The following is a 12,379-nucleotide window of genomic DNA, read 5'->3' as shown; positions in this document are numbered from 1 at the left end:
ACATGGAGACTCCTAACCCGACGCTCCGCCGGTGTCCGCAGGCCGATGACCTGCGGCTTTCCGTCGTCTGTCGACGTGCGTCGGTCGCTGCGGGGTGCTGCTGTGATCGCCTGCTGAAGATCAGAAGACCAGGTCGTTCGGTCATCGTCGGGCTCTCAGCTGCTAGATCAAAGGTCGGTCTGCAGGCGTGGCGGACGTCTGTCACGGGGCAAGGCTGCGGCTTTCCCTTCTCTGGCGTCCGAACGGATGTCCCGGAGGGGCCGGTGCGGGTGTCACCGGCCGAGGTCTAGGCCGGCGGGCCGGGCAGGCGTGTCCGCGGTGGCGCCGCTGTCGTGCTGGTCGGCGTGGAAGAGCGCCTCGGTGAGCAGCCGCTGTACGTGGACGTCCGCAGCGGAGTAGTAGACAAAAGTTCCCTCGCGTCGGCCCCGCACCAGCCCGGCGAGGCGCAGTTTCGCAAGGTGTTGGCTGACCGCGGTCGGCGCCGCGCCGACGAGTTCGGCCAGGCAGGCGACGGAGGACTCGCCCTGCATCAGCGCCCAGAGGATCTTGATGCGGGTTGGGTCGGCGAGTAGCCGGAACCCCTCGGCGGCGAGTTGGACCTGCTCGTCGTGCGGCATGCGGAAGTCCGGCAGCGACGTGTGCACGCGGTCATCGTACCGCCGCCCTCTTGTCTACCTGCACATCTGTATGCGTATCTGCGCAGGTATGCTCCTCGTCGTGACGATGACACGCGACGATGCCCCCGTCCTCGCGACCGGCGCTGCACCGGCCCGTTCCCTTCGACGCCGGCTGTGGGCGCTGGTCGAGGTGCGGTGGGCGGCCACGGCCCTGGCGCTGTTCGCCCTCGGTGGGACGGCGCATCTGGCGGGCGCACCAGCGCCGGTGTGGTGGGCGCTGTACCTCGCCTGTTACGTGGCGGGTGGTTGGGAGCCGGCACTGTCGGGTCTGCGCGCGCTACGTGAACGCACGTTGGACGTCGACCTGCTGATGGTCGTCGCGGCGGTCGGCGCCGCAGCCATCGGGCAGGTCTTCGACGGTGCCCTGCTGATCGTCATCTTCGCCACCTCCGGGGCGTTGGAGGCGTTCGCGACGGCGCGTACGGCCGACTCGGTCCGGGCCCTGCTCGACCTGACCCCGGAGCGGGCCGTCCGCGTCGATGACGGGCGTGAGGAGGCGGTCCACCCGGCCCAGCTGCGGGTCGGCGACGTGATCCTGGTGCGCCCCGGCGAGCGCATCGGCGCGGACGCGGTGATCGTGGACGGCACCAGCGAGGTCGACCAGGCCAGCATCACCGGCGAGCCCATGCCGGTGTCGCGGTGGCCGGGGGAGGAGATCTTCGCCGGCACGGTGAACGGCACCGGTGCTCTGCGGGCGCGGGTGCACCGCCCGGCGGGGGAGACGGTGCTGGCGCGCATCGTGGCCCAGGTGGAGCAGGCGTCGGCCACCAAGGCCCGTACCCACCTGTTCATCGAGAAGGTCGAGCAGCGGTACTCGGTCGGTGTCGTCGTGGCCACCCTCGCCCTGTTCGTCGTCCCGCTCGTCCTGGGCGCGGCGCTGCAACCGACTCTGCTCCGGGCGATGACCTTCATGATCGTCGCCTCCCCGTGTGCGGTGGTCCTGGCGACGATGCCGCCCCTGCTGTCGGCGATCGCCCTTGCCGGCCGGCACGGTGTCCTGGTCAAGTCGGCCGTCGTCATGGAGAAGCTCGCCGACGTCGACATCGTGGCCTTCGACAAGACCGGCACCCTCACCGAAGGCGCCCCCGTCGTCGTGTCCGTACGACCGCTCGGCGCCGCCGAGGACGAGGCCCTCCGCCTTGCCGCAGCGGCCGAGCAGCACAGCGAACACCCGCTCGCCGCCGCCGTGGTCGCCGAGGCCGGACGGCGGGGCTTTACGGTCCCATCCGTGGCCGACGTCACCGCCCTGCCGGGCCGGGGCGTCACCGCCACCGTCGCCGGTCGCCGGATGCGGGTCGGCAGCCCCACCCTGCTCGACGACCTACCGCCGGGCGCCGGTCGTGCCCAGGTGAAGGTCGCCGTTCAGGCGGCCGAGGACGACGGCCACACCGCCGTGCTCGTCGTGCTCGACGACGAACCGGCGGGCCTGCTCACCCTGACCGATCGCACGCGCCCGGAGGCGGCGCCGAGCGTGGCGGCTCTCGCCGCCCTGACCGGACGGGCACCACAGTTGCTCACCGGCGACAACCTGGGCGCGGCCACCCGCCTCGCCGGTGAGGTCGGCATCGACGCGGTCCACGCCGGGCTGTTGCCGGGCGACAAGGTGGCCCGCGTCCGCGCGCTGCAGGACGGCGGACGCACGGTGCTGAGCGTCGGCGACGGGATCAACGACGCACCCGCCCTGGCCAGCGCCGACGTCGGTATCGCGATGGGGCGGGGCGGGGCGGACCTGACCCTGCAGACCGCCGACGCGGTGCTGGTACGCGACGACCTCACCGCCCTGCCCGCGCTCCTCGGGCTCGCCCGGCGGGCCCGCCGCATCGTCGTGACGAACCTCGTGATCGCCGGCACCTTCATAGCGGTCCTCGTCACCTGGGACATCGTCGGGCACCTACCGTTGCCACTGGGCGTCGCCGGCCATGAGGGCTCCACCGTCATCGTCGCCCTCAACGGACTGCGTCTGCTGCGCGACGCCGCCTGGCGAGCGTAGGCGGCCCGGTCACCCGCCCAGGGCACCGGCCGCGCCGCGCCCGCTCTGTCCCGCTGCCGCGCGGTATCGCTCTCCCGGACGGTCTGCATTCGGGACGCCGCCGTAGTACATGAGCTGGACCGCGGTACGCATCGCGTCCGCCGGTTCGACGTCTCAGGGCCGGCGTACGGCCCGGACGACGTCCAGTGGCCCGACCTCGGCGGTCAGGCCGGCCTCGGTCAGCTCAGCGATCAGGCCCCGGGCCGGGGTGACGTGCCAGCGGTATGCGGCATGGTCCTCGCGCAGTGGGGTGCCGTCGGCGTCGAGGACCCGGTAGCGCATCCGCCAGGTGACCGTGTCCGGGCCGGACGGTTCGGCGGAGCCTCCGCCCTCGTAGGTGTGGCGGCCGACCGGGACCGCGCCGAAGACCGAGAACGGGACCGGTTTCGGCTCCGCCGGGGGTTGCAGGTTGAGCACCAGTGGCGCGCCGGGAGCGAGGCGTTCGGCCACCCGGCGTAGGAACGTGCGCCGTCCGTCGGGATCGAGGTGGCCGATCATGTTCATCGCCAGGACGGCGCCGAGGCGGGCGGGAAGGACGGCGCCGAGGGCGTCGGCGGCGACGACGGTGACCCGCTGCCGCAGGTCGGGCCGGGCGGTCATGCGGGACAGCAGCACCGCCCGCAGCACCGGTGACGGTTCCACCGCGACCACGTCGGCCTCTGGGGTGGCCGCGGCGAGCACCTCGGTGCCGAGGCCGGTGCCGGCGCCCACGTCCAGCAGGGTCCCGTCGCCGACCGCGCCGTGCAGCGCCTCGGTAACCGGTGCGCGCAGGCCATCCCAGGCCGGTTCGCTGAGCAGATGCAAGTACTCCCCGGAGATCGCATACTCGTCGCCCACCCCGCCACCATAGTGGAAACCGTTCCCATTACCGAGACGCGCAGGGTGCCGCCCTCCGGGCGGCTCCGCAGGCGCTGGCCCGGTTGGTCGCTTGGCGCCGGACTGGCAACTGGCACCCGCCGAGCAGAAAACGAAAACCAATGCCGTTAAGCTGTGCCCCGACCCCTCGACGAAGGAGATCTCGTGGCCGTACCGAAGCGGAAGATGTCGCGGTCGAACACCCGGCACCGGCGGGCGCAGTGGAAGGCGAGCGTGCCGCAGCTGACGCCGTGTCCGTGTCCGCGCAAGGAGATGGTGGTGCCGCACCGGGCCTGCACCCACTGCGGCATGTACAAGGGGCGTCAGGTGGTGGACCAGCCGTGACCGGTCGCCTGCCGGTGACGGTGCTGTCCGGGTTCCTCGGGGCGGGGAAGACGAGCCTGCTCAACCATGTGTTGGCTAACCGGGACGGGTTGCGGGTAGCGGTAATCGTCAACGACATGAGTGAGGTGAACATCGACGCCGCGTTGGTCCGCGACGGCGGGGCGTTGTCGCGCACGGAGGAGCGATTGGTCGAGCTGACCAACGGCTGCATCTGCTGCACGCTGCGCGACGACCTGCTCGACGAGGTGGCCCGGTTGGCCCGGCAGGGATGCTTCGACTACCTGCTGATCGAGTCCAGCGGCATCTCCGAGCCGATGCCGGTCGCCGCGACGTTCGCCTTCGGCGTGGAGGACGGGCAGGTCCTCGACGACCTGGCCCGCCTGGACACCACCGTCACGGTGGTCGACGCGGCGGGTCTGCGCGGCTTGATCGAGGCGGGCGAGAGCTTTCAGGCGCGCGGGCTGGCGGCGTACGAGGGTGACGACCGGGGCATCGCGGACCTGCTGGTGGACCAGATCGAGTTCGCCGACGTGCTGGTGGTCAACAAGACCGACCTGATCGGCGCGGACGACCTGGCGGTGGTCGAGGCGCTGCTGACCCGGCTGAACCCGGCCGCCCGGCAGGTCCGGGCCATACACGGCCGGGTGGACCCGGTGGAGATCCTGGACACCGGCCGGTTCGACCTGGAGCGGGCGGAGACCGCGCCCGGCTGGGTCGCCGAGCTCAACGGTGGGCACGTGCCGGAGACCGAGGAGTACGGCATCTCCAGCATCGTGTTCCGCGACCACCGGCCGTTCCACCCGCAGCGGCTGTGGGACCTGCTCACCGCCGGCCTGGACGCCTTCGGGGTCGTCCGCTCCAAGGGTTTCCTGTGGCTTGCCTGCCGCCCCGACGTCCAGGCGCTGTGGTCGCAGGCCGGCCCGTCCGGTCGCTGCGACCCGGTCGCCGTCCCGGTGGCGGTCTCCGGCGAGTGGCCGGATGATCCCGACGAGCGAGCCGAGTTGGAGTCGCGCTGGCATCCGGTCTTCGGTGACCGGCAGCAGGAACTCGTCCTCATCGGCGTCGGCCTCGACGGCGACGGTCTGCGGGTGGCCCTGACGGCCTGCCTGCTCACCGACGCGGAGATCGCCGCCGGAAAGGACGCCTGGCGGGCGCTGCCGGACCCGTTCCCCGAGTGGGACCTGGGCGACCTGCACGAGCACGACCACGCCGACCCGGTCCCGGTATGACGATGGCGACCACCCCAGGAGTCGAGGGCGTGGCCCGTTGGCGGCGCGACTGGGAGACCATGATGCGCCACTATCAGCCCGGCCGCGACGAGCTCCTCGCCGCTGGTCTCACCGCCGCCGAACAGGCTCACGGGCGCGCCCCCGAACGGGTACTCGACGTCGGCGGCGGGCCGGGCACCACCGCCGAAGCGGTCCTGCGGCGCTGGCCCGACGCGCATGTCACCGTTCTGGACATCGATCCGGTCCTGCTGGCCCTGACCAACACCGCCCTGCCGCAAGCGCGGACGGTCCGGGCCGACATCGCCGCACCCGACTGGCGCTCGGCAGCCGGCGGCCCGTACGACCTGGTGCTGGCCCTGATGACCCTGCACTACCTGCCCGAGGACCGGGTCCGCCACTGGTACGCCGAGGCCCGACATCTGCTCGCCCCGCAGGGACTGCTCATGGTCGGCGACGCCATGCCCGACGCGCCCGCCGCCGCGACGCCGCAGAGCGGCGGGACCGATCCGTGGACCAGGTGGTGGACCGCCCTGGCCGAGGAGCCGACGATGGCACTGCTGCTGACCGAGCGCGCGGCGGCGCTCAGCGTCCTGGACTCGGCGGAATTCGTCGCGTCGACCGAGTGGCACGGCGAGGCGGCCCGGCGTGCCGGGTTCACCGATGCGACGGTCCCGTACCAGTACGCCGGCCATGCCCTGATGGCGTTCCGCCGATGAGCCCGCCTTCACCACGTGGCGCCCGCGTGACCGTCGCCTACTGCGACGGCCACCGCTGCCGCGCGCTACGCCACCGCACCATCCCGAAAGCGTCCGACGAGCCGCGGACCTCGCCGAGATTCTCGGCCGGGCGGTCCGGGCCAGCCACGGCGTTGTTCTGGTCCGGACGGAGTGCCTCGGCGCCTGTCACCGCGCACCCGCCCTGCTCCTGCTCACCGCTGCCGATCCGGCAGGCCGGCGCGGAATGCTGATCGGTCCTGTCGAGGAACGCCAGCACATCGATGCGGTCGTCGACCTCATCGGGAAGGCGGACACTCCGGGGCATGACAAGACGTGACCATTGTGTCCAGCGGCCGGCGTCTCAGCCGGGAGCGCCACCCGGCGTGACCCCCGCACTGGCGATGGCAGTGCCGACAGGCGGAAGCCGGGCGAGAGACGGAGAAGCAGTGTCAATGAGCAGCGGTGGGCGGTCGAACGGGACCGTCGAAGTGTTCGAAGAGGCGGCGACGAGTTACGACCGGACCGGGGTGTCCTTCTTCGGGCCTTTCGGCGCCGAACTGGTTCGTCGTGCCGGCATCCGGCCGGGAGAGCGAGTCCTGGATGTCGGCTGCGGCCGGGGAGCGGTCCTGTTCCCGGCGGCGCAGGCGACCGGGTCGACCGGTCATGTCACCGGCATCGACCTGGCGCCGGCCATGGTGGCACTCACCGCCGAGGACGTCACCCGCGCCGGGCTGACCCACGTCGACGTGCAGGTGGGCGACGCCCAGCAGCCGGATTTCCCGCCCGGCAGCTTCGACGCGGTCCTGGCCGGGCTGGTCGTCTTCCTGCTGCCTGACCCCAGGCAGGCACTTCGGGCGTACGCACGACTGATCCAACCGACGGGCCGGCTGGCGGTCAGCACATTCGCCGCCCAGGACCCGGCGTTCGTCGCCGCCCTGGACGCTCTCGCCGGGCACCTGCCGGCGGACCGTCCTCGACCGGCGCCGGCGGCCGACCCGTTCGCCGACGACGACGTGATCACCACGACCATGGCGGCTGCCGGCCTCACCGTCACCACGATCAGCGAGCATCGGGTGGAGAGCCGCTTCCGCGACATGGACCACTGGATGGAGTGGATGTGGTCGCACGGCGGACGCGCGCTGCTGCGGCACATCCCGACCGACCGGCTGGAGGCCGCGACCACCGACGCCGCTCGCGCGCTCGAACCCGCCCGCCGACCCGGCGGCCTGACCTTGATCACTGCCGTCCGGATCACCGTCGCGACGCCGCACCCCAACGCCGAGCCGCAAGAGCCGTCGTAACGAGCAGTACGGCGAGCGCACTCCACGCGGGGTGACGGTTTCCAGTGCAAACATCATGACCATCTGGTCTGCCGTGAGTGCGGACGCACGGTGGAGGTGGCCGGGCCCGCCGTGGAGCAGTGGGCCAACCAGGTGGTTGCCCAGCACGCTTCACCGACGTCGGTCACACCCTGGAGATCTTCGGCGTCTGCGCGAAGTGCTCCCGCTGATCGCTTCACCTGTCGGCGCAGATCGCACAGATGCCTCTGAGGTCGAGCCGGTCGGGGTGCGGAGTGAAGCCGGTCTGCTGGTGCAGATCGGTGAGCCAGTTCGTCACGATCTCAGGTGGGCACTCGGTCACCGTTTCACAGCGGGTGCAGATAAGGTGCGGTGCGGTGCGGTGCCGCAGTGACGGTACGCGCGCTGGCCGTCGAGGTCGAAGGTGTGCAGGAGGCCGGCGTCGGCGAGGCTGTGCAGCGCCCGGTAGACGGTGGTCAGGCCGATGTGCCGCACGGTGCTGGTGAGCTCGGCGTGCACCTCCCTAGCGGTGAGCGGACGGGATCTTCCGACCAGCAGCGCCAGGACGGCACGGCGCTGCGCGGTGGGCGTCAGACCGACGACCCGCAGCTGCGCGTCCGGAACGAGAGGGCCGCTCATCTCAGGGGCGTAGGCCGAGGTGCACGTGGTGTACCGAGGCGGATGCCCAGACGAGGTCGGCGGGAGCGCCGAGCGTCTCCCACAGGGCGGCCGTTTCGCCGGGGATGTCGGCGCGCAGTGGCTCGATGCGTACCCGTGGGTCCGACCATTCGGCGTGGAGGTGGTCGCGGGCGGTGTCGAGGACGGCCGGGTGTGCGTCCACTGCGATCACCCGGCCGCAGGCCATCATCTGGGCGATGGCCAGGGACATCTCGGCGGTGCCGCAACCGATGTCGGCCGCGAGCCGGTCGCCTGGGGCGACCAGCTCGCGGGCGACCGTCAAATACCAGGCCCGGTCGCGCCGTGCGGCGTCGACCAGGTGTGGCGCCAGCTCGGCCCAGTCGGCCTGTGTGTCGGTGCTCATCCGCCCTGGGGTGCGCGGCGGGCGTACTTCTGGCGGAACTTCTCGACGCGGCCGGCGGTGTCGAGCAGGCGCTGCTTGCCGGTCCAGAAGGGGTGGCTGGCCGAGGAGATCTGGACGTCGATGACGGGGTAGGTGTTGCCGTCGGTCCAGTCGATCGTCTGGTCGCTGGTGGCGGTGGAGCGGGTGAGAAAGGCGAAGTCTGCGTCCTTGTCGCGGTAGACGACGGGGCGGTACTCGGGGTGGATGCCGGGCTTCATGCGGGTCGTGCTCCTTCGGTGTCGGTGTCGGTGTCGGTGTCCGTCAGCTCCTCCACCCCGAGGGGGAAGCAGCCGGCGAACGGGTCGGGGTAGGTGCGCCAGGTCTCCTCGCCGTCGGCGAGTTCGGCGTCGGTGAGCAGGCAGCCGGTGAGAGTGCGGTGCAGTTCGACGGGGTCGACGTCGAGGCCGATGAAGACCAGGTGCTGGTGCCGGTCGCCGTAGTAGGGGTCCCAGTCCAGGGCGGCGGCGAGGCGGCGCTGGTCGTCGACGTGGTCCCAGCGGTCCTCGGGCAGGCTCACCAGCCAGTGCCCGAGGGATCCCATGGCCAGGCCGCCGCCGGCGAACTCCCAGGCCACGACGGTGTCGGGTTGGCTGGCCAGCCAGAGGTGGCCCCGGGAGCGGATGACCTCCGCGTTGACCTCTTCGAGGACGTCGTGCAGGCGCTGCGGGTGGAAGGGGCGGCGGGCGCGGAAGACGGCGGAGACGACTCCGCAGTCGGGCTCCGGTTCGTGCGCGCCGAGGGTGTATCCCTGCAGGCCGCGGGCGAGGACGCCGGGGGTATCTGGCCGGTGCCGGTGCGTGTGGCGCAGCTGACGGGTCAGCATGCCGGCGTCGACGAAGTCGCCGTTGAGGCGGATGTGGGTCGCCCAGGGCGCCATCCGCTGCAGCAGGATCGCCAACCGGCCGGTGTCGAACTCTCCCTCCCGGGACTGTCCCCAGAGCACCAGGGTGTCGGCGTACTCGATCTGCCGGACCACGACGTCGGCGAGCGCGCGGTGGTCGTCCTCGGCGGCCTGGATTCCCAGCGTGGTGAGGTCCTCGATGCTGGCGAGACCGTCGAGCAGGTGTTCGGCGTCGAGGACGGTGACGTAGGAGTCGATGCGGAGAAGGTCGGTGATCGGGGCGCCGTCGACGAGGCAGTGGGCGCAGGCGGCGGCGACCGCCTCCGGTTCGACCACCTCGGGCAGCATCAGCACGAGGTCCTGGCCGGGGCGGTTGCGGGTGAGCCGGACGAGGGTGGGCAGCACGTCCTCGCGCAGGGTGCAGGAGACGCACCCGTGCTTCAACTCGACCTGCTCGTCCTCGACGATGCCGGCACCGGAGCGGACCACCCGCCGGACGACGCCGTCGCGGATGCCGGCGAGGTCGTGTCGCACCAGCAGCAGCGAGGTGTCGGCGGCGAGCAGCGCGCGGGCGACGGCGAAGGTCGCCGCCGGCCAGAACCCGGACAGCACGGTCAGCGACGGGCGGGTATCGGCGTCGGCGGTCACGGCGCGGGTCGGAGCCTGTGGTGACGACGACATCGTGTTCCTCTCGACGTACCTGAAAACGATTGTCATTCTAAGCAGATGAATGCTGCGGAAGCGAGCGGGGATGTGCGGACGCAGGTGGTCGAGGCGGTGACGTCCTCACCGTCACGGTTCACCTGAAGCTCGGCTCGGGTGGCGGCGAAGAGGGCGTCGGTAGCCCTGCGTCAGTCCATGCAGCGTGGACGTCCACATCCGGCAGTTGCCCGCCAAGGTCGGCACGGACGCGCCGGTGGTGACGACGCCGCCCGGTGTCGGCTACCGCCTCGGCGCCGACTGTGCCGTCGGGATCGTCGAGGACCCCGGCGTGGATGTGGCCGAACGGCTGATGTAAGACTGAAAACCGTTTTCGTTACCGTTATGCCTCTGATCAAGGAGCGAGCACTGTGTCCCGACGCTGTGACGTCACCGGCGCGCAGCCGAGCTTCGGCAACGCCGTGTCCCACTCACACCGGCGCACCCGCCGCCGGTGGAACCCGAACCTGCAGAACCACCGCTACTGGCTGCCGTCGGAGCGACGCTGGGTCAACCTCACCCTGACCGCGAAGGCGCTCAAGACCGTGGACCGCAAGGGCATCGAGAAGGTCGTCGCCGAGCTGCGCGGCCGGGGAGTGAAGCTCTGATGGCCCGCCAGACCGACGTCCGTCCGATCGTGCGGCTGCGCAGCACCGCCGGCACCGGCTACACGTACGTGACCCGCAAGAACCGCCGCAACGACCCGGACCGGCTGGTCCTGCGCAAGTACGACCCGATCGTGCGCCGGCACGTCGAGTTCAAGGAGGCCCGCTGATGGCCAAAAAGAGCCTGGTCAACCGGCAGACCCGCCGCGAGGAACTGGTCGCCCGGCACGCCGAGGCGAGGGCGGAGCTGAAGCGGGTGGTCGCCCACCCGGACACCGACCCGGACGTACGCGCCGAGGCGGTCCGCCGGCTCAGCCGGCTCCCGCGCGACTCCAGCCCGGTGCGGCTGCGGTCACGGGACCAGATCGACGGCCGCCCACGCGGGGTGCTGACCCGGTTCGGGCTCTCCCGGGTGCGGTTCCGCGAACTGGCCCTGCGCGGCGAGATGCCGGGGGTGCGCAAGGCGTCGTGGTGATCTCACCACAGGTACCACCGCGCGTAGGCACGGTGTGAAAGGGGGAGGTATGAGAATGACACTGAGGCCTCGCGGCCTCGCGGCCCTGATGGCCGGGGCGGTGGTGGTCGCCGGCACGGTGCTGGCGCCGCCCGCCGCGTCGGCGGCCGAGAAGGTGGTGCTCTCCAAGGGGCACACCGACGCGGTCGACGTGCACTACGAGGGTGGTGCGCTGTCGTTGAAGGTCAACGACGACACGGGCAGTTCCCCGGTGAAGCGGGATCCGGCGGACGTGACGTTCCAGGTTCTGCCGGAGGCGGCCATGACCGTTCCCGCCGATCCCCGGTTCGCCTTCCTCGGGCCCGCGGGCAGTCAGGTCTGGCTGCTGCCGCTGACCCAGAACCCGGACCTGCTCTGGCCGGGCTGGAACACCACAACCCTGAAGACGGGGGTGTTCGAGGGCAACAAGGTGCGGTTGAGCCTGGTCGGCGTGCAGGGGCCGGGCAACGTCACGCTGTACACGCAGGACTCGTTCGCCAATCCGGTCATCAAGTTCCGCTCCGACGACGGTCTGCCGGACGCGATCGATGTGCCGGTGCCAACACACGCCCACTCGAACTGGGCGTTCAGCGCGCTGGGCAACTACACGCTGAAGTTCCAGGCCGACGCCACGTTGACCAACGGCACGACGGTCAGCACCGGGCCGGTCGACTATTCGTTCGTCGTCGGCGGGATGTCCGGCGGCGGGCCGGAGGTGAGTCTGTCGGTCAACGGTATGGCCGACGAGTACCAGCCCAACGACACCGTCACGCTCAACGCGGTGCAGACCCCGCAGACGGAGCTGGACCACTACCACTGGTTCAGCAGGTGCCCGGGCTCGGACGACTGGACCATCATTGCGGGAGAGGCGGGTGCGAGGTACTTCTTCACCGCCACCCGTGAGCTCAACGCCTGCGAGTACGTGGCCAAGTTGTACGGTGACGGCCACAGTGTCGTCGCGAGCAGCGAACCGGTGACCCTGTGGGTGGCGTTCCCACCGCAGGAGCCGGGCACCTCGCAGACGATCACCGCGTCGATCGACGAGACGCAAGGTGCTCTGGTGATCAGCGTCAACCCGGACGACCGGGCCGTGGTGCTGCCGTCCGCACAGCTCAACGCCGGCGGCGACCGGTGGGAGAGCAACGGTGAACTCCGGCCGGTCACGGTGACCGACACCCGCGCCGGCCAGCCGGGTTGGAGCGCCTCCGGCCAGATCCCGGCCGACTTCACCGGCCCGGACGGTGCCACGTTCAGCGCCGGCTACCTCGGCTGGAGCCCCCGGGTGCTGGCCCAGGGTTCCGGGCAGGGCGTCGTTGCGGGCCCGGAGGTCGCACCGTACGTCGTCGGCAGCGGCGGTGGCCTCGGCAACAGCGCGGTGCTGGGTACGGCACCCAGCGGCAACGGACGTGGCACCGCGCAGCTGGGCGCGGGACTGCGGCTGAGCCTGCCCACCGAGACGGCCGCGGGAACCTACACCGCGACCCTCACCCTCACCGCGATCTGATCGCCTG

At 71.3% G+C, this 12,379-nt stretch carries 16 protein-coding genes and 1 pseudogene; 11 read left to right on the top strand and 6 right to left on the bottom strand.

Annotated elements, in window-relative coordinates:
* Window positions 1-272: 272 nt before the first annotated feature.
* Complete coding sequence (locus tag DER29_RS08640) at window positions 273-617, bottom strand: ArsR/SmtB family transcription factor (protein WP_370040265.1); 345 nt, start codon at window positions 615-617, stop codon at window positions 273-275.
* A 106-nt stretch (window positions 618-723) separates the two neighbouring features.
* Between DER29_RS08640 and DER29_RS08635 the strand changes: the two genes are divergently transcribed.
* Window positions 724-2,667: a heavy metal translocating P-type ATPase gene (locus tag DER29_RS08635; protein WP_121399098.1), complete on the top strand. Its 1,944-nt coding sequence runs from the start codon at window positions 724-726 to the stop codon at window positions 2,665-2,667.
* A 153-nt stretch (window positions 2,668-2,820) separates the two neighbouring features.
* On the opposite strand, the gene DER29_RS08630 is transcribed toward DER29_RS08635, so the two are convergent.
* Window positions 2,821-3,543 carry a trans-aconitate 2-methyltransferase gene (locus DER29_RS08630; RefSeq protein ID WP_121396870.1) on the bottom strand — a complete coding sequence of 241 codons (723 nt, stop codon included), beginning with the start codon at window positions 3,541-3,543 and terminating at the stop codon, window positions 2,821-2,823.
* Between the two features lie 183 nt (window positions 3,544-3,726).
* Between DER29_RS08630 and rpmF the strand changes: the two genes are divergently transcribed.
* The 5 genes and pseudogenes from rpmF to DER29_RS08600 all read left to right on the top strand — a co-directional run.
* Entirely contained in the window at window positions 3,727-3,906 is a 180-nt protein-coding gene (gene rpmF / locus DER29_RS08625) for a 50S ribosomal protein L32 (protein WP_121396869.1), read from the top strand.
* Window positions 3,903-5,135 (top strand): GTP-binding protein, encoded by a 1,233-nt coding sequence (locus tag DER29_RS08620; RefSeq protein ID WP_121396868.1) that lies wholly within the window; start codon window positions 3,903-3,905, stop codon window positions 5,133-5,135. The genes rpmF and DER29_RS08620 overlap by 4 nt, the downstream gene beginning before the upstream one ends.
* A 2-nt stretch (window positions 5,136-5,137) precedes the next feature.
* Complete coding sequence (locus DER29_RS08615) at window positions 5,138-5,851, top strand: trans-aconitate 2-methyltransferase (protein WP_233599685.1); 714 nt, start codon at window positions 5,138-5,140, stop codon at window positions 5,849-5,851.
* Between the two features lie 452 nt (window positions 5,852-6,303).
* Window positions 6,304-7,152: a class I SAM-dependent methyltransferase gene (locus tag DER29_RS08605; protein ID WP_121396865.1), complete on the top strand. Its 849-nt coding sequence runs from the start codon at window positions 6,304-6,306 to the stop codon at window positions 7,150-7,152.
* 42 nt (window positions 7,153-7,194) lie between these two features.
* Window positions 7,195-7,361, top strand: a pseudogene (locus DER29_RS08600) (Fur family transcriptional regulator); the annotation flags it as partial.
* Window positions 7,362-7,488: 127 nt separating this feature from the next.
* Here the strand turns inward: DER29_RS08600 and DER29_RS08595 are convergent.
* Genes DER29_RS08595 through DER29_RS08580 form a run of 4 tightly spaced genes read right to left on the bottom strand, consistent with a single transcriptional unit; the run spans window position 7,489 to window position 9,752 of the window.
* Window positions 7,489-7,788: a Fur family transcriptional regulator gene (locus DER29_RS08595; RefSeq protein WP_233599684.1), complete on the bottom strand. Its 300-nt coding sequence runs from the start codon at window positions 7,786-7,788 to the stop codon at window positions 7,489-7,491.
* Window position 7,789: 1 nt separating this feature from the next.
* Complete coding sequence (locus tag DER29_RS08590) at window positions 7,790-8,191, bottom strand: trans-aconitate 2-methyltransferase (RefSeq protein WP_233599683.1); 402 nt, start codon at window positions 8,189-8,191, stop codon at window positions 7,790-7,792.
* Window positions 8,188-8,448, bottom strand: coding sequence for a type B 50S ribosomal protein L31 (locus tag DER29_RS08585; protein ID WP_121396864.1), 261 nt, complete (start codon window positions 8,446-8,448; stop codon window positions 8,188-8,190). Before DER29_RS08585 ends, DER29_RS08590 begins: the two co-directional genes overlap by 4 nt.
* Window positions 8,445-9,752, bottom strand: a complete 1,308-nt coding sequence (locus tag DER29_RS08580; protein ID WP_121396863.1) for a GTP-binding protein — start codon at window positions 9,750-9,752, stop codon at window positions 8,445-8,447. The genes DER29_RS08585 and DER29_RS08580 overlap by 4 nt, the downstream gene beginning before the upstream one ends.
* Window positions 9,753-9,936: 184 nt before the next feature.
* On the opposite strand from DER29_RS08580, the gene DER29_RS08575 reads away from it, so the two are divergent.
* From DER29_RS08575 to DER29_RS08555, 5 genes are read left to right on the top strand one after another with little or no spacing between them, the layout of a single operon-like run.
* Window positions 9,937-10,089, top strand: coding sequence for a helix-turn-helix domain-containing protein (locus DER29_RS08575; protein ID WP_158618987.1), 153 nt, complete (start codon window positions 9,937-9,939; stop codon window positions 10,087-10,089).
* A 52-nt stretch (window positions 10,090-10,141) separates the two neighbouring features.
* Complete coding sequence (gene rpmB / locus DER29_RS08570) at window positions 10,142-10,378, top strand: 50S ribosomal protein L28 (protein ID WP_121396862.1); 237 nt, start codon at window positions 10,142-10,144, stop codon at window positions 10,376-10,378.
* On the top strand, window positions 10,378-10,545 hold the full coding sequence (gene rpmG / locus DER29_RS08565; RefSeq protein WP_091439946.1) for a 50S ribosomal protein L33: 168 nt from the start codon (window positions 10,378-10,380) through the stop codon (window positions 10,543-10,545). The genes rpmB and rpmG overlap by 1 nt, the downstream gene beginning before the upstream one ends.
* Window positions 10,545-10,850 (top strand): 30S ribosomal protein S14, encoded by a 306-nt coding sequence (gene rpsN, locus DER29_RS08560; protein WP_121396861.1) that lies wholly within the window; start codon window positions 10,545-10,547, stop codon window positions 10,848-10,850. The genes rpmG and rpsN overlap by 1 nt, the downstream gene beginning before the upstream one ends.
* Window positions 10,851-10,899: 49 nt before the next feature.
* Window positions 10,900-12,372, top strand: coding sequence for a choice-of-anchor M domain-containing protein (locus DER29_RS08555; protein WP_199729182.1), 1,473 nt, complete (start codon window positions 10,900-10,902; stop codon window positions 12,370-12,372).
* Window positions 12,373-12,379: the final 7 nt, after the last annotated feature.

The organism is Micromonospora sp. M71_S20 (assembly GCF_003664255.1).
Lineage (GTDB): Bacteria > Actinomycetota > Actinomycetes > Mycobacteriales > Micromonosporaceae > Micromonospora.
This window is presented reverse-complemented; position numbering and strand designations above follow the sequence as displayed.